The organism is Pseudomonas sp. B20(2017) (assembly GCF_002113125.1).
GTDB lineage: Bacteria > Pseudomonadota > Gammaproteobacteria > Pseudomonadales > Pseudomonadaceae > Aquipseudomonas.
The window spans coordinates 512,846-532,687 of the sequence record NZ_NEJP01000001.1 but is presented as its reverse complement, the minus strand read 5'-3'; the positions used below and the strand labels follow the sequence as shown (position 1 = coordinate 532,687).

Here is a 19,842-nt window from a genome sequence, read left to right as displayed (position 1 = left end):
ACTGTCGCATGATCGTTCCCACGCTCTGCGTGGGAATGCCTCGGGGGGACGCTCTGCGTCCAGTGACGCGGAGCGTCACGGGCTGCATTCCCACGCAGAGCGTGGGAACGATCATGGGGGGTTACTTGCCGGGGGTAAGCGTCAACCGTGTCTTGCCATACACCCGGTCAAAGTTCTGCGGCTGCATCGGCAGGCCGATGTACTGGCCCTTGAGCCACGGATCGATGGCATTCAGATAGTTCGGGCTCACCGGATTACCCGATTGCCCCGTCCCGTTCTGCCCCATCAGCGGCTCGCTCTGACCGAAGTCGACGATGAAACGCATCGACGGCGCACGCGTGGTGTTGAAGTCCTGGCCCCAGGCAAACGCCGCCGTGTTGAGGGTGGTGTGGTCGCCGCCCGCCGCGATCGGGCCGCGAACGGTCTGGCCGCTGGCATTCTTCCACTCGTAACGGTGCAGTTTGCCCCACTGCCAGGCCCGGCGGTCGCCGCCCAGTTGGCTGTCGCCGGCGCTTATCGCTGCCGCCAGGCTGCGGGCGAGGATCGCCGGTTTGTCTTCTTTTTGCGGGGTGCGGGCGTCGTCCCAGAACGGACTGTCTTCGCGGCCCAACAGGTGATCGGCCTGGGCGGCGTAGGACAGATCGCCGTTGGCGATAAACGCTTTCCACGCCGGGCTGCTTTGCGGGCCGAGCTCGTCGAGGAAGATCTGCTTCATGCTTTCCTGCAGGAACAGTTCGTAGATCGCTGCGTCGGCGGAGGTCGGGCTGAGTTTGCCGTCGAACGCCATCAGACGGGTGTAGGCTTCGCGCGCCTTGCTGCGCTCGGCTTCCGGCAGTGCGTCGATCGCCTGTTTCAGCGGCTGCGCCATGCCCGGCGCTTCAAACATTTTCTTCAGTTTGGCGGCGAAGGTGGTGGTCTGGTCGTACTGCATGGCGATCACGCTGCGACCGTCATGTTTGCCGCTGCCAGCCAGTTCGGCCAGGCGCTCGCCACGTTCCGGCGCCGCCCAGGAATTCGACAGTTGCATGCCGTAGCCGTGAGGAATGACCCTCTGGTTGGCGGTGCCGAGCCAACCTTGGGCCGGATCCTGATCGTACGGGTGCAGCATCGGGTCGGCGTAACCGTCCCAGTCGTAGCGACCTTCCCAGCCCGGCGACGGCAGCAGGCCTTCGCCCTCACGGCGGTTCGGGAAACGCCCGGTGACTTGCCAGCCAATGTTGCTGGCGTCGGCAAACACCAGATTCAACGCGATGGCGCGGATTTCCCGGCTGGCGTCCGAGGCGCGTTCAACGTTCTGGGCGCGGCTCAGATCGAAAAACGCATCGAGGGATTTGTCGTCGGTGAAGCTCGGCGTCTGCAGGGCCAGGCCGAAACCTGCGCCCTGAGCAGCAGCCTGGGTGCTGTTGAGCAGCGCGCCATGGCGGGTTTCGTACACCGCTTCGCGAATCGGCCGCTGACCTTTGACGAAGTAGGTTTCGTTGCGCACGGCAACCGGTTGCCACTTGCCGTTGACCTCGTAGGACAACGTGCTGCCCTGACGACGGATTTTTTCCAGGAACAGATCCTGGTTATCGCCGAACACGCTGGTCAGGCTCCACGCCACCTTGCCGTTGAAACCGCCGAGTACCATCGGCAGACCGGCCACGGTCACGCCGGCGGCCTGGTATTTCGGAGCGCGGATCTGCGCGAAACTCCACAGCGACGGCGCGGCCAGCGGGCCATGGCTGTCGCTGGCCAGCAGGCTCTTGCCGCTGCGGCTGCGTTGCGGGGCGATGGCCCAGTTGTTCGACGACTGAGTGCCCAGCAGGTTGATGGCGGCCAGTTGTTCGCTGGCGTTGCTCAGCTCCGTCAGCCCCGGAATCTGCCCGTTGAGCTTGATGCCTTGCAGCTTGTCGGCCTCGGCCAGCGGCAGGTTTTCATCGGGAGCGGACGGGGTCAGCCACGCCAGTTTGTCGTTGGTCACGGTCTGCGCCAGCACCAGCGAATCGATTTCTTCCGGCAGGTTGGACGACTGACTGAAGTTCAGCAGGCAGAAGATCAGCGCCGAATCTTCCGGTTTCCAGTATTCAGGCTTGTAGCCGCTGGAAGCCAGATCCCCCGGCAGTTTGTCGGCGTAGCGGAACAGGTAGGCGTTGACGCCCCGGGCATAGACCTCGAAGAAGCGCTTGAGACGTGGCGACGAAGCCTTGTACAGCTCGCCGGCGCTTTTCTTCAGGTTGACGGCTCGCATGTAACGGTCGGCGTCGAGCATCGATGAACCGGACATTTCCGCCAGACGGCCCTGAGCCAGCAGGCGCAGGGTGACCATCTGATTGATCCGGTCGCTGGCGTGCACATAGCCGAGGGCGAACAGTGCGTCGTGGAAGCTGTTGCTTTCGATCAGCGGCATGCCCATGGCATTGCGGCGTACCGAAACGTTCTGCGCCAGGCCCTTGAGCGGCTGCACACCGGAAGTCGGCGGGAGGGTGTCCTGGGTGTTCCAGGTCTGACAACCGGTCAGGCTCAGAACACCGGCCACTGCTGCGGCAACGCCGAACCGGGGAAGAAAATGTGAAAGGGCTGGCGAGGCCATGGCAAAGCTCCTGCGGGGGTGTAGAGGCTGGGGGCGCAATAAAGCCGCTACGTTAGTGAGCAGGAGGGGGCCGCGCAAGCGGGGCGAGCGGTTATTTCTTCCCGTTGATCGTTCCCGCACACGGGAACGATCAGGCCGGGTGACTCAAGCCTTCGGCGGATTGATCTTCTGCACCAGCGCGTAGGCCTTCACGGTCGCCGGGCGGTCCTTGATGTGGTTGAACCAGCGCTGCACGTTCGGGAAGTCTTCCAGGTTCTGGCTCTGCCACTTGTGCGAGACGATCCACGGGTAGATCGCCATGTCGGCGATGCTGTATTCGCTGCCGGCGACGAACTCGTTGTTGGCCAATTGCTTGTCCAGCACCCCGTACAAACGGGCGGTTTCATCGATGTAGCGCTTGATCGCGTAGGGGATTTTTTCCGGGGCGAACTGGCTGAAATGATGGTTCTGCCCGGCCATCGGCCCCAGCCCGCCCATTTGCCAGAACAGCCATTGCAACGCAACCTGGCTGCCGCGCAGATCTTTGGGCAGGAACTTGCCGGTCTTTTCCGCGAGGTATAGCAGGATCGCCCCGGACTCGAACAGTGACAGCGGTTCGCCGCCATCAGCCGGTTCATGATCGACGATTGCCGGAATGCGATTGTTTGGCGCGATTTTCAGAAAGTGCGGCTGGAACTGCTCGCCCTGGCTGATGTTGATCGGGTGCACGTCGTAGCGCAGGCCCGCTTCTTCGAGGAACAGGGAAATCTTGTGGCCGTTGGGCGTGGTCCAGTAATACAGGTCGATCATGGAAAGCTCCAAATCAGGAAAATGGCTTACGTGCGGACAGCAAACGCCGGCTTCAGGTTGTCCTGTGCGCGTTCGATAGCTTGCTTAGTCACAGGAGGTGATGCTCAAGTACGGGAAATTCAATGACCCGCGTGAGAAAAAATCGCCATGGAGCTCAACGCCAGCGCTGCACTGATCATCATCGACCAGCAAAAGGGCATTCTGCAGCCGCGTCTGGGGCGGCGGAATAATCCGTCGGCCGAAGAGCGGATTCTTGATTTGCTGGGCTTCTGGCGACGCAGTGGGCGGCCGGTGATCCACGTGCAGCACCTCTCGCGCTCGCCGGAATCAGTGTTCTGGCCCGAGCAGTCAGGCGTGGAATTTCAGGACAGGTTTTTGCCGCAGGACGGCGAATGGCTGATCCAGAAACAGCTGCCGGATGCGTTTTGTGCGACGGGGCTTGAAGCGAAATTGCGTGAGGTGGGGATCGGGCAATTGGTCATCGTCGGCGTGGCGACGAACAACTCGGTGGAATCCACGGCACGCACGGCAGGCAATCTGGGGTTTGACGCGTGGGTGGCGGAGGATGCGTGCTTTACCTTCGACAAGGCCGATTATTTCGGCACGTTGCGCTCGGCAGAGGAGGTGCATGCGATGTCGCTGGGGAACTTGCACGGGGAGTATGCGACGGTGGTCGGCACCGGGCACATTCTGGCGGCAGGCTGAAAAGCTTCCGGTGAATGGGCCGGCCCCTTCGCGAGCAAGCCCGCTCCCACATTCGACCGTATTCCTTCTGACGGAATGCAGGCAAATGTGGGAGCGGGCTTGCTCGCGAAGGCGGTATCTCAGGCGAAGATGCTCTCCGCCCGAAACATCAAGCGCCGTGGCACTTCTTGAATTTCTTGCCGTTGCCGCATGGGCAAGGGTCGTTGCGGCCAACGTCTTTCAGGGCGTTGCGCACCGGTTCCTGGTGGGCGTGGCCGCAGTTCGGGCCGTGGACATGGCCATGGTCGTGATCATGGTGGTGATGGTCATGATCGTGGTTGCAGTCTGGGCCATGGACATGAGGTTGCTGGGTCATCGGGGTCACTCCGTAATCAAATCGGCGGGGATTATCACGCCATTGCGCGCCAGGTGCACGTAGTGAGCGATGAATAAACCGGTTTCCATCTCACCCTCCAGTCGATAGGGAATCTGCTGGTTCGGGTTTTTCAGCATTTTCACCACCTCCTTCACCTTCGGCCACAGGTTGGTACGGATCGGCACCTTATAAAATTTGCTGCTTTTGGGGCTCACAGTGATCCAGTGTTCATGCTCGCCGTCGGCCAGCAGCATGTCGGCCAGATGCACACGGTATTCCAGGCCGCGCACGGTCAGGTCGCTGTCATTGGGGTTATCGATACGAAAATGCAGGATGAATTTCTGTTCCAGCAACTTGGCGCGCACCACTTCGACTTTCACCAGGTGCACGGCGGGGTCGAGGGAGTCGTCGCTGAACCAGGACGCGCAGCCGCCGAGCCCCAGAAACACGAGCAGTGTAAAAGCCTGGAATGTGCGCCAATGACCGAGCATGGTTTAACTCCCTTTGCTGCCCAGTCTAGCTTCAGCTGCCGAAATACCCCGCGCAGCATTTCTTGAACTTCTGGCCGCTGGCGCACGGGCAGGCGTCGTTGCGGCCCAGCTTCAGTTGCACGGTCGGGTCGATGAAGTACCAGCGCCCGCTGTTCTGCACGAACGACGAGCGCTCGCGGTGGCTGTGTTCGCCCTGACCGTCATGCCAGCGCGCGGTGAAGGTGACGAACGCGTGTTCCGGCTGGCCGCCGAGCACTTCCGAACTTTCCACGTCCAGACCGAGCCAGGTGCTCTGGGCGCTCCAGTTGCTGATTGACTGGCGATCCAGCCCCGCTTGCTGGGCGGGCAGGGTAGTGGCCACCAGATAATCGATCAGGCCCAGCACGTAGGCGCTGTAGCGCGAGCGCATCAGGGCTTCAGCGCACGGGGCCGGGTGGCCGGCGTGATAGTGACCGCAGCAGGCATCCAGCAGGTTGCCGCTGCCGCAGGGGCAAATGGCTGTACTCATTGCATTACCACCAGTATTTCCCGAAGTTTTCCGGATTGGCCCAGAACCGTGAGTTGAGCCAGTCGGGGACTTGTTTGTAGTCAAGCAGATCGTAGGTGAAGAGGGTCAGCACCTGTTCGTCGCGGGCGAAGCGTTCGCTGGCCTGCAGGGCCAGGGAATAAAAATCGGTTTCCTGCCAGCCGCTGGCCGGCAGATCCGCCAGCACGGCGATGCGGCTGGCGTTTAGGTTGCGGATTCCGCCCAAAAGATTGAGGCCGTCGCGCTTGGGCAAATGTTCCAGGCAATCGACCACCAGCGCCAGGTCGAAACGTTGGGCCGCCAGTTCGGCCGGCAACGCACCGGGCGCGGCGTGCGCGACGCAGGTCTGCGGGTGCGCCTGCTTAAAGACAGCCAGCGCCGGGAACTCGCTGGCGCCGATCAGCAGCAGACGTGCCGGGGCGTAGCGGTCGAGCAGGGCGGCCAATGCCTGCTGCGGCGTGCGGGAAGAAATGGCGACGTTCATCGAAGCTCCTCAATCAGAGCGCCAAGACTAGCCTGCCCGGACGCCAAGGCCTAGATCTCTGTCCTGCGGGTTTGCGGCAAATTCGTCGAAGTCCCGTGAACATGCGCACAAACAGCAATGGCCTATTGCTGGCGGAGATTAAAACTCCGGTCTTTACTCCCTGAATCGGTTCTAAGCCGATCCCTCAGGAGAAAACTAGATGAGCATAGTTCGGACAGCATTACCCTTGGTTCTGCTAACCAGTGTGTTGACTGGTTGCGCAGGTTTGCAGAAAACCGACTGGCCGACCTGTGCGGCAGTCGGTGGTGTCGTCGGTGCGGGCCTCGGTGCGACCGAAAGCTCCGCATGGGCGGGGTATGGCGCGTTACTCGTCGGCGGTACGGCAGCAGCCTATTGCTGGGTTCACGGTGATGGCGATGAAGACGGCGATGGTGTGCCGGACAGTCGCGACAAGTGCCCGGGCACGCCTAAAGGCGTACAGGTCGATGCTGACGGCTGCCCTCCACCAGCCCCTGCGCCAGTGGTCGAAGAAGCTGTGGTGGTCAAGGAAGAAACCATTGTCATCCGCGATGTTCACTTCCAGTTCGACAAGGCCACGCTGACCCCGGCCGACAAACTGGTCCTGGATAAAGTCGCTTCGCGCCTGAAACAGGAGTCCAGCACGGCCCAACTGACCGTGACCGGCCACACCGACAGCGTCGGCAGCGATGCCTACAACCAGAAACTGTCGGATCGCCGCGCGCACTCGGTGGTCAAGTACCTGGTCGAAAGCGGCGTGCCGCAAAGCAGTTTCGTGTCGGTGACCGGTGCCGGTGAAAGCCAGCCGGTGGCAGACAACAAAACTGCGGACGGTCGCGCGCTGAACCGTCGTACCGAAATCAAAATCAACCGCTAGCCCCCTCGCATCCGCGGCTTGTGCAGTCGCGGATGCGGGTCTTTACTCCTGTGTAACCGGTATGGGCCGGTGACACAGGAGCTTTAACAATGAGTGTTCTTACAAGGTCCGTCTTGCCGGTTCTGCTGCTGGGCAGCCTGTTGACCGGTTGCGCCACCCACAGCGATGGCACCGCTCCCCTCAATCAACGTACCTGGCCGATCTGCAGCCTCATTGGCGGACTGGTCGGTGGCGGTCTCGGCGCGCTCGAAAGCGGCGGCTGGGCCGGCGGTGGTGCTGCGCTGGGGATCCTCACCGGCGGATTGATCTGCTATGCCCAGGATGGCGATGAAGACGACGACGGCGTATTCGATCGCCGCGACCGTTGCCCCGATACCCCGGCCAACACCCCGGTCGACCACCGTGGCTGTCCGCTGCCGCAATACCCGGTCACCGAGAAACCGGCCGAACCGGCCCCGCAAACCGAAGTCATCACCCTCAACGATGCCGGCAACGTGCTGTTCGACTTCGACAAGTCCGATCTGAAACCGGCCGCGAAAAGCCAGCTGGACACGTTGATGGACAAACTGCGCAATGCCGACGTGGTGAGCATCAAGGTCATTGGTCACACCGACAGCAAGGGTTCGGATGCCTACAACCAGGCACTTTCGGAACGTCGCGCCAGCAGCGTGGCGGAGTATTTGCTGAGCCAGGGGCTGGCGCCGAACAAACTCACCAGCGAAGGGCGCGGCGAAAGTGAGCCGGTCGCCGACAACAACACCGACGAGGGGCGAGCGCAGAACCGTCGGGTGGAACTGCACATCAATCGTTAGGATGTGTCTGTAGCCCGCAGGCTAGAGCTGTCGGTCGACGAATCTCCCGAACCGGCAGCCATCTGGCGGCGGATGATGTTTTTTCATTTTTCCCTCTGGCTTATCCCCTGCAGAAGCCGTTACTGTGCGCCCAAAGAATAATTCGCAACACGGGGGAGCGTATGAAGGTGTTCTGTGGGCTGGGGCGATTGTTGACCCTGCTGTTCTGCTGCGTGGTGCTGGCCAATCAGCTGGTGCCGTTTGTTCATCCGCTGCACCTGCTGGTCAATCTGGCCGGCGGTCTGCTGCTGGCAATCCACGTACTCGAAGTGCTGCTGTGCAACCGCAGCCTCAAGGGACGTCCGCACCCTTGGCGTGATCGTGGCCGCATCCTGTTGTTCGGCGTATTCCACCTGCAAACCATCCCGGCCCCGGCCGCTCCGGAGGCTTCCCATGCGTAAACTCTGCCTGCTCGCTGCATTCATCAGTCCCCTGGCCTGCGCCCAGGTGGTCAGCGTCGAAACCAACTCGTTGATGCGTCTGCCGAACACCGCCAGCACCTTGCAACTGGAAAAACTGGTGGTCGCCGATTACGGCACCTTGCTGATTCCTTCGAACGTGACCGAGTTGAGTGTCGGCGAATTGCAGCTGGGCCATGAAGCGCGCATCGCCATCGTGCCGAGCGAACAGGCGCTGGATATGAAAGTCATCCGCGCTCAACTTGCCGAAGGCAGCCAGATCACCGCCCGTGGCGCACCGGGCACCTACGAAAAAGCCGCCCGCGCCGGGCGCAATCTGAACCTGCAATTCAAGGCATTGAACGCGCCGAAACTGGTGGTCGATGCCCGTGGCGGTACCGGTGCGCCGGGTTTTGTCGGGCTCGATGGCGCCAACGGTCAGGAGCCGGGATGCACCTGGGGTCAGGCGGGACACGGTTTTGATGGCAGCAACGGCAGCGATGGCCAGCCGGGTGCACCGGGTGCGCTGGTGCGTCTTGAAGTGCCGCGGGAGTTTCCGGCCGAGCTGATCAAGGTCGAAGTCGCCGGCGGTGCCGGTGGCCCGGCCGGTCCAGGTGGCAAGCCGGGGGCGGGTGGCAAGTCCAAGGGCTGCCTGGTCTATCGCGCCGATGGCGGCAAGAGCGGCAAACCAGGGGCTGACGGGCAGCCGGGGCCTGCGGGTGCAGCGGGGTCTGTCACCGTACAGCGCCTGTAATAGATTGCTTGATCGTTCCCACGCTCTGCGTGGGAATGCCTCAAGGGACGCTCCGCGTCCAGTGACGCGGAGCGTCACGGGCTGCATTCCCACGCAGAGCGTGGGAACGATCAGCATCACTTCAGAACGACGGTCGCGCTGCGGCCACCGCCACCAGCACCACCCCGACCAGCAGATTGAACCCCACCACCTTGCGAATTCGCCCCAGCACTGCCGCACCCTCCGGCCAGTCATTCGCCTGCACCGCCGTGCGCAATTCCGGCAGCATCAATGCCTGAATCCGGATGAACAGCGCGGTCATCACCACATACAACCCCATCATCACCTGCACATAACGCGGCGCGTTGTCGAATGCGATGTGTTGCAGGTGCAGCATGCCCACCCCGGTGACCGGCAGCAGAATCACCGCCCCCCAGACCCAACGAAAAAAACCTTGAAACACTTCCACCCAGAGCGTCAGGCGCCCGGGACCGTCCAGCGCCTTCATCGCCGCAGGACGCAGCACCATCCAGGCGAAAAACATACCGCCGACCCACACCAGCGCGGCCAGTACATGGATGGGGTAAACGAGGCTAAAAGGTGTCATTGGGGTACTCCGATCTGCGCAGGATTGATTCGCGGGGTATGATAGCCCCCCATCCGAACCACTGAAAATTTATCCAGCGTTTTTTGCGCCCGACACTCAATGATCAGCACTGAACTCAAAACCACGATCCAGGGCGCCTACTCGCGTTTTCTCGAAGCCAAGAGCCTCAAGCCGCGTTACGGCCAGCGCCTGATGATCGCTGAAGTCGCCAAGGTCCTCGGGGATATTGACACCGACGACGAAGGCCGGCGCAGTGGCGACCCCGCGATTGTCGCGGTGGAAGCCGGCACCGGTACCGGCAAGACCGTGGCCTACAGCCTGGCCGCGATCCCGACCGCCAAACTGGCCGGCAAGCGCCTGGTGATTGCCACCGCGACCGTGGCGCTGCAGGAACAGATCGTCCATAAGGACCTGCCAGACCTGATGCGCAACAGCGGGCTGAGTTTCAGCTTCGCGCTGGCCAAGGGCCGTGGCCGCTACATGTGTCTTTCCAAGCTCGACATGTTGTTGCAGGAAGGTCATGCACAGACAGCCACCGCGCAGCTGTTCGAAGAAGAAGGCTTCAAGATCGAGGTCGATGAGGCCAGCCAGAAGCTGTTCACCAGCATGATCGAGAAGCTCGCCGGCAATAAATGGGACGGCGACCGCGACAGCTGGCCCAACGCGCTGGAAGACGCCGACTGGGCGCGCCTGACCACCGATCACAGCCAGTGCACCAACCGCCATTGCCCGAATTTCGGCCAGTGCGCCTTCTACAAGGCCCGCGAAGGCATGGGCAAGGTCGACGTGATCGTCACCAACCACGACATGGTGCTGGCCGACCTGGCGCTGGGCGGCGGGGCGGTTCTGCCGGATCCGCGCGACACCATTTATGTGTTCGACGAAGGCCACCACCTGCCGGACAAGGCCATCGGCCACTTCGCCCATTACACGCGCCTGCGCTCCACCGCCGACTGGCTGGAAACCACCGCCAAGAACCTCACCAAACTGCTGGCGCAGCACCCGTTGCCGGGCGACCTCGGCAAACTGATCGAGCAGGTGCCGGAGCTGGCGCGGGAGATCAAGACCCAGCAGCAGTTCATGTTCACCGCCTGCGAACAGATCGCTGACTTCAAACCCGGCGAAGACGTCGAAGGCCGCGAGCGTCCGCGTCATCGCTTCATCGGCGGGGTGATTCCCGAGCACATGCGCGAGATGGGCATCGAGCTGAAGAAAGGCTATGCCCGTCTCAATGACCTGTTCACCCGCCTGACCGATCTGCTCAAGGAAGGCATGGACGGCGAGGTCAACATCGGCATCGCCAGCAATCAGGCCGAGGAATGGTATCCGCTGTTCGGCAGCCTGTTGTCCCGTGCCTCCGGCAACTGGGAGCTGTGGACCGCATTCACCGCCGAAGACCCGGAAGACAACCCGCCGATGGCCCGCTGGCTGACCCTGGCCGAAAGCGGTTCGCTGTTCGACATCGAGGTCAACGCCAGCCCGATCCTCGCCGCCGAAACCCTGCGCCGCAGCCTGTGGAACGTGGCTTACGGCTGTCTGGTGACTTCGGCGACCTTGACTGCCCTCGGCACGTTCGACCGTTTCCGCATGCGTGCCGGCCTGCCGAAAAAAGCCGTCACCGCCGTGGTGCCGAGCCCGTTTCATCACGCCGACGCCGGCGTGTTGCGGGTGCCGGACCTGAAAGCTGACCCGCGCGATGCCGCCGCCCACACCGCCGCGATCATCCGTGATCTGCCGGAACTGGTCGAAGGCTCGCGCGGCAGTCTGGTGCTGTTCTCGTCGCGCAAACAGATGCAGGACGTGTTCGACGGCCTTGATCGCGACTGGCGCAAGCAAGTGTTCATTCAAGGCAACCTGTCGAAACAGGAAACCCTGAACAAGCACAAGGCGCGGGTCGATGGTGGCGATTCCAGCGTGCTGTTCGGCCTCGCCAGTTTTGCCGAAGGTGTGGACTTGCCGGGCGCCTACTGCGAACACGTGGTGATCGCCAAGATCCCGTTCTCGGTGCCGGACGATCCGGTTGAAGCCGCGCTGTCGGAATGGATCGAAGCCCGTGGCGGCAATCCGTTCATGGAAATTTCGGTGCCCGACGCCTCGCTGAAGCTGGTTCAGGCTTGCGGCCGTCTGCTGCGCACCGAAGAAGACCGCGGCACCATCACCTTGCTGGATCGGCGGCTGGTCACCCAGCGCTACGGCAAGGCGATCCTCAATGCGTTGCCTCCTTTCCGTCGTGAAATATCCTGAGACATCGGTGGGCAGTTTTGCCCGCCGCGCTGTCTATCTCTCTGTCACTGCTTTTCCATTGGCCCTTGCGGGTCGTTAGGGAGAAATCCGTTCTCATGATTCGTCGTTCGTTGCCTGCCTTTTTTGCCCTGGTTTTCGCTGGCCCCTTGCTGGCGGCACCTGCCGGCCAGCAGACCCTGTTCAACTTTGTTCGCCCTGCCGATGTGGTGAAAGTGGCGACCGAAAACGCCGACCTGCCGCAAGCCAACGCCGAGCAGACCCCCGAGGGCGAAGTGCTGCGCCGGGTGACGTTCAATCCGACGGCCCGCCCGACCTTGCGTCTGTCCCCGCAGACCGGTGCCTGGGACTGGTCGCAGTCCGGCATGATGAGCCTGCGCATCCAGAGTGCGATGAACTGGGCGGTGACCGTCTACGTACAAATCCAGAGCAACGACGGCAAGACCCTGGTCAGCCGCGTTGATCTGCCGGCCGGCCCGGCGCAGACCTTGCTGGTGCCATTGACCGCGACCTCGCCACTGAGCCAGGGCATGAAGGCCGGGCCGGTGATGCCGATGACGATCGACGGGCAGCGCATCCTGCTGGCGAGCAGCAGCGGTGAGCTGGATCGCAGCCAGATAGTGTCGGTCAGCCTGTCGATGGACCAGCCGAAAGCCGCGCAAAGTCTGTTGCTTGAGCGTTTTGGCGTGCAGGACGAAGGTGAGGTGATCAAATCCGCCTACGGCAATCTGGTGGATGCCTATGGCCAATCGACTCGCGGTAAATGGCCGGAGAAAGTCGCCAACGACGAACAACTGAAATCCGCCGCCGCCAAAGAACAGCAACAACTGAAAACCTGGCTGGCCGAGCGCGAAAAGTCGTCGCTGGACAAGTTCGGTGGCTGGAATAAAGGCCCGGCGTTCAAGGCCAGCGGTTTCTTCCGCACCGAAAAGCGTGACGATCGCTGGTATCTGGTGACGCCCGAGGGCCATCCGTTCTATTCCCTGGGCGTAAACACTGTCAGCCCCGAGGTCAACCAGACCTACGTGGCCGGTCGCGAATACATGTTCGAATCCCTGCCCAAACCAGGAGAGCCGCTGGCCAGCCACTTCGGCGAAGGTGACAACCGTGGCGGTAACGGTGTCGATCAGGGCCGTGGTTACAATTTCGGGCGCTGGTACGACTTCTACGGCGCCAACCTTCAGCGCCTGTATGGCGAGCCCTGCATCCCGGACAGCGACAACAAGGCCGGTGTCGCCGAAGCCGCCAAGGCTGGCGCCGCTGAAGAAGCGGCGACCAACGCCATTGCACCGGTAGCCGCCTCCGAACAGCCAAAAGCCGGGGTTGCCGAGTCGGCTGCCACCACCGGGCAAAGCGTAGCGACACCGTGCAAAAACACGGTCGACGAGCAAAAGTGGGCCAGCCACACCCTTGATCGCCTGCAAGCCTGGGGCTTCAACACGGTCGGTAACTGGAGCGCGCCTGTCCTCGGTGACGCCGAGCGCATGCCGTACACCTTGCCGCTATCGATCGTCGGCGATTACGCCAGCATCAGCACCGGCACCGACTGGTGGGGCGGCATGCCTGACCCGTTCGATCCGCGCTTCGCCATGGCCACCGAGCGCGCCGTGGCGATTGCCGCCCGCGATCATCGTGATGATCCGTGGCTGATCGGCTACTTCGCCGACAACGAACTGGCTTGGGCTGGCCCCGGCGATGATCCGAAATCCCGTTACGCGCTGGCCTACGGCACCTTGAAAATGACCACCGACGTTCCGGCCAAGCGTGCGTTCCTCAAGCAATTGCGCGACAAGTACCGCAATCAGGCAGGGCTGTCGAAGGCCTGGGGGATTGATCTGCCGGCGTGGGAATTGATGGAGGACCCGGGTTTTGAAGCGCCACTGCCGAATCCGGAGCATCCGGAAATCGAGGCTGACTTCAAATACTTCCAGAAGGTTTTTGCCGACACCTACTTCAAGACCATTTCAGACTCGTTGAAATGGCACGCGCCGAACCAGTTGCTGCTCGGCGGCCGTTTCGCCACCAGCACCCCGGAAGCCGTGGCGTCCTGCGCCCAGTATTGCGACGTGCTGAGCTTCAACATGTACACCCTGCAACCGCAGGACGGTTATGACTTCGCCGCACTGCGCAGCCTCGACAAACCGGTGCTGATCACCGAATTCAACTTCGGCTCCACCGACCGTGGCCCGTTCTGGGGCGGCGTGACCCCGCTGAGCAAGGAAGAAGACCGAGGCCCGGCCTACGCCAACTTCCTCAAACAGGCGCTTAGCGAGCCGTCGATTGTCGGCGTGCACTGGTTCCAGTATCTGGACCAACCGGTGACCGGGCGCCTGCTCGATGGCGAGAACGGTCACTTTGGTCTGGTCGGTGTCACCGATCTGCCGTTCCAGGGTTTTGTCGAAGCGGTACGCAAGAGCAACCTGGCGACCGTCGATCAGTTGAACAAAGAGGCCCAGAAAGCGGCTGCCGCGGCGGACAAGGCCGGGCACGAAGCCGAGGGCGGCCGCAAGGCAGACGCCGGCAAAGGCCCGGGGCAGGGGGCCGGCCACACCGGTGGGCATTCCGGCAACGGTCACTGATCGTTACGAAACCTGAAGACCGCCCGGCCCGCAGCGGTTCCCAAAACCCTCACGGGCTGGAACAATGCGGGCCACTTTGTAGAGCGTTTTCGCGGGGGAGTTGCGGGTGCAGATTCAGGGACATTACGAGCTTCAATTCGAAGCGGTGCGCGAAGCCTTCGCCGCACTGTTCGACGATCCCCAGGAACGCGGCGCCGCGTTGTGCATCCGGGTCGGCGGCGATACCGTCCTCGACCTCTGGTCCGGTACCGCCGACAAGGACGGCGCCGAGGCCTGGCACAGCGACACCATCGCCAATCTGTTCTCCTGCACCAAGACCTTCACCGCCGTCACCGCGCTGCAACTGGTTGCCGAAGGCAAGTTGCAGCTCGATGCGCCGGTCGCCCGTTACTGGCCGGAATTCGCCGCCGCCGACAAGGAATCCGTGACGCTGCGCCAACTGCTTTGCCATCAGGCCGGTCTGCCGGCCCTGCGCGAATTGCTGGCGCCTGAAGCGCTGTATGACTGGCAAACCATGGTCGACGCCCTCGCGGCCGAAGCACCGTGGTGGACGCCGGGTACCGGTCACGGTTATGCCGCGATCACCTACGGCTGGCTGATCGGCGAATTGCTGCGGCGCGCCGACGGTCGCGGGCCGGGGGAGTCGATCGTGGCGCGGGTCGCCAAACCGCTGGGGCTGGATTTCCATGTCGGTCTGGCCGACGAGGAATTCCATCGCGTGGCGCACATCGCCCGGGGCAAGGGCAACACCGGCGACGCCGCTGCCCAGCGCCTGCTGCAAGTGACCATGCGCGAACCAACAGCGATGACCACCCGCGCTTTCACCAATCCGCCGTCGGTGCTCACCAGCACCAACAAACCGGAATGGCGCCGTATGCAGCAACCGGCGGCCAACGGCCACGGCAATGCCCGCAGTCTGGCAGGGTTCTACGCCGGTCTGCTCGACGGCAGCCTGCTGGAAAGCGAAATGCTCGACGAATTGACCCGCGAACACAGCCTCGGCGAGGACAAGACCTTGCTGACCCGCACCCGTTTCGGTCTCGGCTGCATGCTCGATCAACCCGACGTGCCGAACGCCACTTACGGCCTCGGCCCGCGTGCATTCGGCCATCCGGGTGCAGGCGGTTCCATCGGTTTTGCTGATCCGGAGCACGATGTGGCCTTCGGATTTGTGACAAATACCCTGGGGCCGTACGTCTTGATGGATCCGCGCGCACAGAAGCTGGCGCGGGTACTTGCCACTTGTCTGTAAAGCGTCGCCCGGGGTTCCAGGGCCGGAACCTCATGGCGTTTTTTGTTTCAAACCGTCTGTTTATCCGGGCGAAAGTCCTCTGATCGTCCATTACTCTTTTTGCAGGTTTCCAATGTCGTCCAAACAAACTCTCGCCCTGGCCCTGTGTTTCGCGATTACCGGTTGTGCACAGACTCCGAAAAACGACGCCGATGGCGGTAGCTGGTGGCCGTTCGGTTCTTCCGACAAAGTCGCGGCCAAGGAGCCGGCTCCGGCGCCCGCCCCGTTGAAACCGGCTACCACCGCGCCTGTGGCCAAGGCCGAGAGCAGCAATCCTTGGTACTGGCCGTTTGGCTCAGACGACTCGGCGGCCAAGCCTGAAGCGAAGGCTGAAGCCAAACCCGAAGCCAAGCCGGTCGAAGTCGCCAAGGCTGAGGCCGACAAGGGCGGCAAATGGTGGTGGCCGTTTGGTGGCAAGGAGCAGGACACCGCTAAAGTCGTGCCGATGCCCGATCCGAAAGTGACTCAGGCCTGGCTGGATGACTACGAACCGCGCCTGCGCACCGCGATCAAGGACAGCAATCTGCAACTCGAGCGACGTGAAAACGTGCTGGTCGTGACTGCGCCGGTGGAAGGCTCGTTCAACCCGGATCGCCCGGCGATGCTGCTGCCGGTCACCCTCGGCCCGTTCACCCGCGTCGCGAAAATCCTTGAAGCCGACCCGAAAACCGCCGTGCTGGTGCTCGGTCACAGTGACACCACCGGCGCCGCTCCGGCCAACGTCAAGTTGAGCCAGGAACGTGCCCAGGCCGTGGCGGCGATCTTCCGCCTCAGCGGTCTGCAGCGTGATCGCCTGATGCTGCGCGGCATGGGTTCCGAAGCGCCGCGTGCCGCCAACGACAGCGTTGAAGGCCGTGCCCTGAACCGTCGTGTCGAACTGCTGGTGACCCCGCAGAACACCATGGTTGCGTTGCTGAGCAAGTACAACATGCCTGCACCTAAGCCAGTGACGATGGTCGCCGCTCAGGACGTCAAGCCTGCCGCCAAACCGGTGACCCCGGCGCCGGCCGCGAAGAAAGCCGCTGTACCGGCCACCAAAAAGGCTCCGGCCAAGAAAGCTGCTGCCAAGGCTCCAGCGAAGAAGGCCCCGGCCAAGGCTCCGGCGAAAAAGACCGCGCCCGCCAAAGCCGCCGCAACCGACAAGAAAGTCGCTGCGACCGATACCACTAAAAAGTGATTTGCTAACGAAAAGGAATGCGCCGTGACCCAGTCTCTGGCAGATATGCGTCGTGATTACACACGGGACGGCCTGACCGAGGCGCAAGCCCCGGCCGAGCCCTTTGCGTTGTTTCACCAATGGTTTGCCGAAGCGGTGAAAACCGAACAGGCGCCAGTGGAAGCCAACGCGATGACCCTGGCCACGGTGGATGCGGACGGCCGTCCGCATTGCCGCATTCTGCTGCTCAAGGGGCTGGACGAGCAGGGCTTCACCTTCTTCACCAACTACGAAAGCGCCAAGGGTCAGCATCTGGCGGCGAACCCGTTCGCTGCCATGACGTTCTTCTGGCCGACCCTGGAGCGCCAGGTACGGATCGAAGGACGAGTGGTGAAGGTCTCGCCTGAAGAGTCCGACGCTTACTATCAGGTGAGACCGCTGGGCAGCCGACTGGGCGCCTGGGCTTCACCGCAGAGCCGGGTGATCAACGGCCGGGGTGAACTGGAAGACTTGCTCAAGGCGACCGAACAGCGCTTCACCGACACTCAGCCTCACTGCCCGGAACACTGGGGCGGCTACCGCTTGCTCCCTGAGCGCATCGAGTTCTGGCAGGGCCGCGCGAGCCGTTTGCACGATCGCCTCAACTACCGTGTGCAGGGCGCCGACTGGATTCTTGAACGTCTGGCACCCTGAGCAGTCTACCGAGCGGGATAACCTGCCGCAGCGGCCTCGAGCCACTTCGGCAGGTCCCGGCGCTTGATCTTCTGCGCCTGAGCCTGCTTCAGCCGTTCGAGCATGAACGCGCGTTTGCCTTCATCCTTGCCGGCCAGTGACAAGGCCAGGTCGCGATCCATCCAGCGTTTGATCCGCACATACAGCCACCAGTGGAAGTACAGACCGGCGGCGGTGGTGACGACAATGATGAAGTAATCCATGGAAATCCTTGGGTCGACGGCGCAGGAAATGGAATTTGGCGCTACTGTTGGGTGAGTTCGCGGGTGCCTGTACCAGACCTGAATGAAAGCAACTTTATCCGGGCCACGTCGTGACAGGCGTCAAGCTGCGGAGTTTAATGAATACCTGTCCTTTGGAGTTGATGCTATGCGTAAGTCTGTTCTGCTGGTTGCTTCCTTTTCCACGATGGCGATGTTGCTGACCGGCTGCCAGTCGAGCCTGACCGGTGACTCCTACTCCCGTGACGAAGCGCGTCGCGTGCAGACGATTCGCATGGGCACCATCGAATCCCTGCGTCCGGTGAAAATCGAAGGCACCAAGACCCCGATCGGTGGCGCAGCCGGTGCTGTGGTCGGCGGTGTCGGCGGCAGCGCCATCGGCGGCGGCAAAGGCAGCATCGTTGCAGCCGTTATCGGTGCCGTGGCCGGCGGCCTGATCGGTTCGGCCACTGAAGAAGGCCTGACCCGCACCCAAGGTGTTGAAATCACCGTACGTGAAGACGACGGCAGCATGCGCGCCTACGTGCAGCAAGTGCAGGAGAATGAAGTGTTCCGCGTGGGTGAGCGGGTGCGGATTTCGACTGTTGGCGGGACCAGCCGCGTATCCCACTAAGCGGGAACGAGCGGTAAAAGAAAACCCCGATCAGGTGACTGGTCGGGGTTTTCTTTATTGGATGTTTACGAGCCCGCCCGAGTGCCAATGAAGTACTCCAAGCCTTTCGGAAAGTCGACTTTCAAAAGCTCTGACGCCTGCCTGACCTGACTTTCAGTCATCTCCAGCTCTCCTGGTTCAACTTCCTCAAGAGTTTTGGATTCAGTGATTTGCGCTAATGCTTGGCTCAATCCGTAGTCTTTGACCTTAAGCTCGAATTGCAACGAGTCATCCTGTTTCTCATCGGGGAAAAATCCGGTGATCGATAAATAGCGCATCTTTTTCTCTTTAGTGGGTTATTTGGGAGTCGTTCTGCCTGGCTTTGCTTTCTTTGTCCGATCTTCCGTCAAATGATTGAATTCTCCCAAATGAATTCCCAGCTTGTCGTAAAGCTCTATAGCGCCGGTTTTGGAGTCTCATTCATATATCCGGCCTTTTCCATCAAGCCAGCGGGCTCTCTTTTTCCCACCACCTCGTACTGAGGCCTTTGACTTCACCCTTTGAGTGTCGGGGAACGCAGGAAGAGTTTCGGGATCATCGTAGTACTTATGGTCTCCAGGTTTGCTGACAACAATGTACAGCGGCCGAACCCCGGAATTCGCCGGAAACGCCAGAATGAAATCCCGATACTCCGGCGGATAAACCGGATTAACCAGAATCCCGTCCGCCGCTTTCGTCGGCGGATACACCCAGATATGCGGCGCCTGCGGGGCAGCCTCCAGTGCCGGAATACCGAGGATGTCGGAGCCGTCCACGGCAGGCGTCCATATCAGCTCAACACCTTCGCCAAGGTCTGCGACAAACCGGTTACCGTGTGCAGCGAACTGCACGACATCAACCATCTCCCAATCGCGATTCTTGCCGGTGTAGAAGCCGTAACCCTTGAGGCTGCCATCAGCCTGCTGTTCAACGCGTAAGCGCACGCGGGTTCGGGCCTGTTTGAGGGCGAGCAACTGGTCTTCGGTGTAGAGGGCGCTGTCGCCCAGGTTCGATGGCATCAACAGCGCCACCAGCCCGACCAGCGGGGTTATGACGGCAGCAGAGGCCATCGCGGGCAATGCCTTGAACGCCTCACCCGCAAGGGCAAAAGTGCCCAGCCCCGCAGGAATGGCCGTGCCGCTGATTTTCTTGAGTGCAACGCCACCGCTGTCATCGGCTTCCCGGCCACCCAGCAAAATCAGCTCGCCGTAATCCTTCAGGCTGTCAGTCGGCACCATCCCCGAAGGATTCGAGTAATCGATGATCGCGTCCGGCAGCTTGCACGACTTGGCAAACACGCAGCCCGCGCGCGCCGGCTCAGGCTTGTTCGCCGCCACCTCGCGGCTACGCTCGAAAGCATCCTGTCTCGCCAGCATGGCGTCGTACTTGTCTTGTCGGTCTTGCTGATCGGCCAGTTCGGTAGCCGTCATATAGCGGTAGGTGACGTGATGCCCGTCGCCCGCCGGTGGGTTGGGAACCCGGGGAATGTCCTTTTGACCAGCCACTGATTGTCCTTTCGTTCATGCATCGGCAGCCCCTCAAAAGGGACTGCACGACGTTAACGAAGCAGGAAAATCGTGGCTGT

At 61.9% G+C, this 19,842-nt stretch carries 20 protein-coding genes and 1 pseudogene; 11 read left to right on the top strand and 10 right to left on the bottom strand.

Features of this window, described 5'->3' with window-relative positions:
- Window positions 1-121: 121 nt before the first annotated feature.
- The gene (locus CAF63_RS02615; RefSeq protein WP_085683293.1) at window positions 122-2,572 is read right to left on the bottom strand and encodes a penicillin acylase family protein; all 2,451 of its coding nucleotides are present in this window, start codon (window positions 2,570-2,572) and stop codon (window positions 122-124) included.
- 144 nt (window positions 2,573-2,716) lie between these two features.
- Window positions 2,717-3,361: a glutathione binding-like protein gene (locus tag CAF63_RS02610; RefSeq protein WP_085683292.1), complete on the bottom strand. Its 645-nt coding sequence runs from the start codon at window positions 3,359-3,361 to the stop codon at window positions 2,717-2,719.
- Between the two features lie 147 nt (window positions 3,362-3,508).
- Here CAF63_RS02610 and CAF63_RS02605 point away from each other — a divergent pair, with 147 nt between their 5' ends.
- Complete coding sequence (locus CAF63_RS02605) at window positions 3,509-4,066, top strand: cysteine hydrolase family protein (protein ID WP_085683291.1); 558 nt, start codon at window positions 3,509-3,511, stop codon at window positions 4,064-4,066.
- A gap of 148 nt (window positions 4,067-4,214) precedes the next feature.
- Here CAF63_RS02605 and CAF63_RS02600 read toward each other — a convergent pair whose 3' ends face one another.
- The 4 genes from CAF63_RS02600 to CAF63_RS02585 are packed head-to-tail and all read right to left on the bottom strand — an operon-like array spanning window position 4,215 to window position 5,922.
- On the bottom strand, window positions 4,215-4,421 hold the full coding sequence (locus CAF63_RS02600) for an SEC-C metal-binding domain-containing protein (protein WP_007955014.1): 207 nt from the start codon (window positions 4,419-4,421) through the stop codon (window positions 4,215-4,217).
- Between the two features lie 5 nt (window positions 4,422-4,426).
- Window positions 4,427-4,912: an LEA type 2 family protein gene (locus tag CAF63_RS02595; protein WP_085683290.1), complete on the bottom strand. Its 486-nt coding sequence runs from the start codon at window positions 4,910-4,912 to the stop codon at window positions 4,427-4,429.
- Window positions 4,913-4,943: 31 nt separating this feature from the next.
- Window positions 4,944-5,420: a YchJ family protein gene (locus CAF63_RS02590; protein WP_011332777.1), complete on the bottom strand. Its 477-nt coding sequence runs from the start codon at window positions 5,418-5,420 to the stop codon at window positions 4,944-4,946.
- Window positions 5,421-5,424: 4 nt separating this feature from the next.
- Entirely contained in the window at window positions 5,425-5,922 is a 498-nt protein-coding gene (locus CAF63_RS02585) for a DUF6231 family protein (RefSeq protein WP_085683289.1), read from the bottom strand.
- 199 nt (window positions 5,923-6,121) lie between these two features.
- Between CAF63_RS02585 and CAF63_RS02580 the strand changes: the two genes are divergently transcribed.
- From CAF63_RS02580 to CAF63_RS02565, 4 genes are all read left to right on the top strand, one after another.
- Window positions 6,122-6,817 (top strand): OmpA family protein, encoded by a 696-nt coding sequence (locus tag CAF63_RS02580; protein ID WP_011332779.1) that lies wholly within the window; start codon window positions 6,122-6,124, stop codon window positions 6,815-6,817.
- A gap of 89 nt (window positions 6,818-6,906) precedes the next feature.
- Window positions 6,907-7,629, top strand: a complete 723-nt coding sequence (locus CAF63_RS02575) for an OmpA family protein (RefSeq protein ID WP_007952001.1) — start codon at window positions 6,907-6,909, stop codon at window positions 7,627-7,629.
- A 161-nt stretch (window positions 7,630-7,790) separates the two neighbouring features.
- On the top strand, window positions 7,791-8,069 hold the full coding sequence (locus CAF63_RS02570) for a DUF1145 domain-containing protein (RefSeq protein ID WP_039771353.1): 279 nt from the start codon (window positions 7,791-7,793) through the stop codon (window positions 8,067-8,069).
- Entirely contained in the window at window positions 8,062-8,820 is a 759-nt protein-coding gene (locus tag CAF63_RS02565; protein WP_085683288.1) for a collagen pro alpha-chain precursor, read from the top strand. Before CAF63_RS02570 ends, CAF63_RS02565 begins: the two co-directional genes overlap by 8 nt.
- Window positions 8,821-8,941: 121 nt before the next feature.
- On the opposite strand, the gene CAF63_RS02560 is transcribed toward CAF63_RS02565, so the two are convergent.
- Window positions 8,942-9,406 (bottom strand): CopD family protein, encoded by a 465-nt coding sequence (locus tag CAF63_RS02560; protein WP_085683287.1) that lies wholly within the window; start codon window positions 9,404-9,406, stop codon window positions 8,942-8,944.
- Window positions 9,407-9,505: 99 nt separating this feature from the next.
- Here CAF63_RS02560 and dinG point away from each other — a divergent pair, with 99 nt between their 5' ends.
- The 5 genes from dinG to pdxH all read left to right on the top strand — a co-directional run bounded on the left by dinG (window position 9,506) and on the right by pdxH (window position 17,366).
- Window positions 9,506-11,650 carry an ATP-dependent DNA helicase DinG gene (gene dinG / locus CAF63_RS02555; RefSeq protein WP_085683286.1) on the top strand — a complete coding sequence of 715 codons (2,145 nt, stop codon included), beginning with the start codon at window positions 9,506-9,508 and terminating at the stop codon, window positions 11,648-11,650.
- Window positions 11,651-11,745: 95 nt separating this feature from the next.
- On the top strand, window positions 11,746-14,226 hold the full coding sequence (locus tag CAF63_RS02550; RefSeq protein WP_085683285.1) for a beta-galactosidase: 2,481 nt from the start codon (window positions 11,746-11,748) through the stop codon (window positions 14,224-14,226).
- 106 nt (window positions 14,227-14,332) lie between these two features.
- Entirely contained in the window at window positions 14,333-15,478 is a 1,146-nt protein-coding gene (locus tag CAF63_RS02545; protein WP_085683284.1) for a serine hydrolase domain-containing protein, read from the top strand.
- 112 nt (window positions 15,479-15,590) lie between these two features.
- On the top strand, window positions 15,591-16,694 hold the full coding sequence (locus CAF63_RS02540) for an OmpA family protein (RefSeq protein WP_085683283.1): 1,104 nt from the start codon (window positions 15,591-15,593) through the stop codon (window positions 16,692-16,694).
- A 24-nt stretch (window positions 16,695-16,718) separates the two neighbouring features.
- A complete protein-coding gene (pdxH, locus tag CAF63_RS02535) occupies window positions 16,719-17,366 on the top strand; it encodes a pyridoxamine 5'-phosphate oxidase (protein ID WP_085612359.1) in 648 nt (215 codons plus the stop codon).
- Between the two features lie 5 nt (window positions 17,367-17,371).
- Here the strand turns inward: pdxH and CAF63_RS02530 are convergent, their stop codons facing one another.
- Window positions 17,372-17,608 carry a hypothetical protein gene (locus CAF63_RS02530; protein WP_007959143.1) on the bottom strand — a complete coding sequence of 79 codons (237 nt, stop codon included), beginning with the start codon at window positions 17,606-17,608 and terminating at the stop codon, window positions 17,372-17,374.
- A gap of 166 nt (window positions 17,609-17,774) precedes the next feature.
- Between CAF63_RS02530 and CAF63_RS02525 the strand changes: the two genes are divergently transcribed.
- The gene (locus CAF63_RS02525) at window positions 17,775-18,239 is read left to right on the top strand and encodes a glycine zipper 2TM domain-containing protein (RefSeq protein WP_007969461.1); all 465 of its coding nucleotides are present in this window, start codon (window positions 17,775-17,777) and stop codon (window positions 18,237-18,239) included.
- Between the two features lie 65 nt (window positions 18,240-18,304).
- Here CAF63_RS02525 and CAF63_RS02520 read toward each other — a convergent pair whose 3' ends face one another.
- Both CAF63_RS02520 and CAF63_RS02515 read right to left on the bottom strand, forming a co-directional pair.
- Complete coding sequence (locus tag CAF63_RS02520; protein WP_085683282.1) at window positions 18,305-18,556, bottom strand: pyocin S6 family toxin immunity protein; 252 nt, start codon at window positions 18,554-18,556, stop codon at window positions 18,305-18,307.
- 18 nt (window positions 18,557-18,574) lie between these two features.
- A pseudogene (locus CAF63_RS02515) lies at window positions 18,575-19,762 on the bottom strand (S-type pyocin domain-containing protein).
- Between the last annotated feature and the right edge of the window lie 80 nt (window positions 19,763-19,842).

Bases quoted from the DNA above. Each gene is read 5' to 3' on its own strand.
- CAF63_RS02530 (WP_007959143.1), bottom strand. From the start codon at position 17,608: ATGGATTACTTCATCATTGTCGTCACCACCGCCGCCGGTCTGTACTTC.
- CAF63_RS02550 (WP_085683285.1), top strand. From the start codon at position 11,746: ATGATTCGTCGTTCGTTGCCTGCCTTTTTTGCCCTGGTTTTCGCTGGC.
- CAF63_RS02520 (WP_085683282.1), bottom strand. From the start codon at position 18,556: ATGCGCTATTTATCGATCACCGGATTTTTCCCCGATGAGAAACAGGAT.
- CAF63_RS02600 (WP_007955014.1), bottom strand. From the start codon at position 4,421: ATGACCCAGCAACCTCATGTCCATGGCCCAGACTGCAACCACGATCAT.
- CAF63_RS02595 (WP_085683290.1), bottom strand. From the start codon at position 4,912: ATGCTCGGTCATTGGCGCACATTCCAGGCTTTTACACTGCTCGTGTTT.
- CAF63_RS02570 (WP_039771353.1), top strand. From the start codon at position 7,791: ATGAAGGTGTTCTGTGGGCTGGGGCGATTGTTGACCCTGCTGTTCTGC.
- CAF63_RS02565 (WP_085683288.1), top strand. From the start codon at position 8,062: ATGCGTAAACTCTGCCTGCTCGCTGCATTCATCAGTCCCCTGGCCTGC.
- dinG (WP_085683286.1), top strand. From the start codon at position 9,506: ATGATCAGCACTGAACTCAAAACCACGATCCAGGGCGCCTACTCGCGT.
- CAF63_RS02610 (WP_085683292.1), bottom strand. From the start codon at position 3,361: ATGATCGACCTGTATTACTGGACCACGCCCAACGGCCACAAGATTTCC.
- CAF63_RS02560 (WP_085683287.1), bottom strand. From the start codon at position 9,406: ATGACACCTTTTAGCCTCGTTTACCCCATCCATGTACTGGCCGCGCTG.
- CAF63_RS02590 (WP_011332777.1), bottom strand. From the start codon at position 5,420: ATGAGTACAGCCATTTGCCCCTGCGGCAGCGGCAACCTGCTGGATGCC.
- CAF63_RS02615 (WP_085683293.1), bottom strand. From the start codon at position 2,572: ATGGCCTCGCCAGCCCTTTCACATTTTCTTCCCCGGTTCGGCGTTGCC.
- CAF63_RS02540 (WP_085683283.1), top strand. From the start codon at position 15,591: ATGTCGTCCAAACAAACTCTCGCCCTGGCCCTGTGTTTCGCGATTACC.
- CAF63_RS02575 (WP_007952001.1), top strand. From the start codon at position 6,907: ATGAGTGTTCTTACAAGGTCCGTCTTGCCGGTTCTGCTGCTGGGCAGC.
- CAF63_RS02585 (WP_085683289.1), bottom strand. From the start codon at position 5,922: ATGAACGTCGCCATTTCTTCCCGCACGCCGCAGCAGGCATTGGCCGCC.
- CAF63_RS02580 (WP_011332779.1), top strand. From the start codon at position 6,122: ATGAGCATAGTTCGGACAGCATTACCCTTGGTTCTGCTAACCAGTGTG.
- CAF63_RS02525 (WP_007969461.1), top strand. From the start codon at position 17,775: ATGCGTAAGTCTGTTCTGCTGGTTGCTTCCTTTTCCACGATGGCGATG.
- CAF63_RS02605 (WP_085683291.1), top strand. From the start codon at position 3,509: ATGGAGCTCAACGCCAGCGCTGCACTGATCATCATCGACCAGCAAAAG.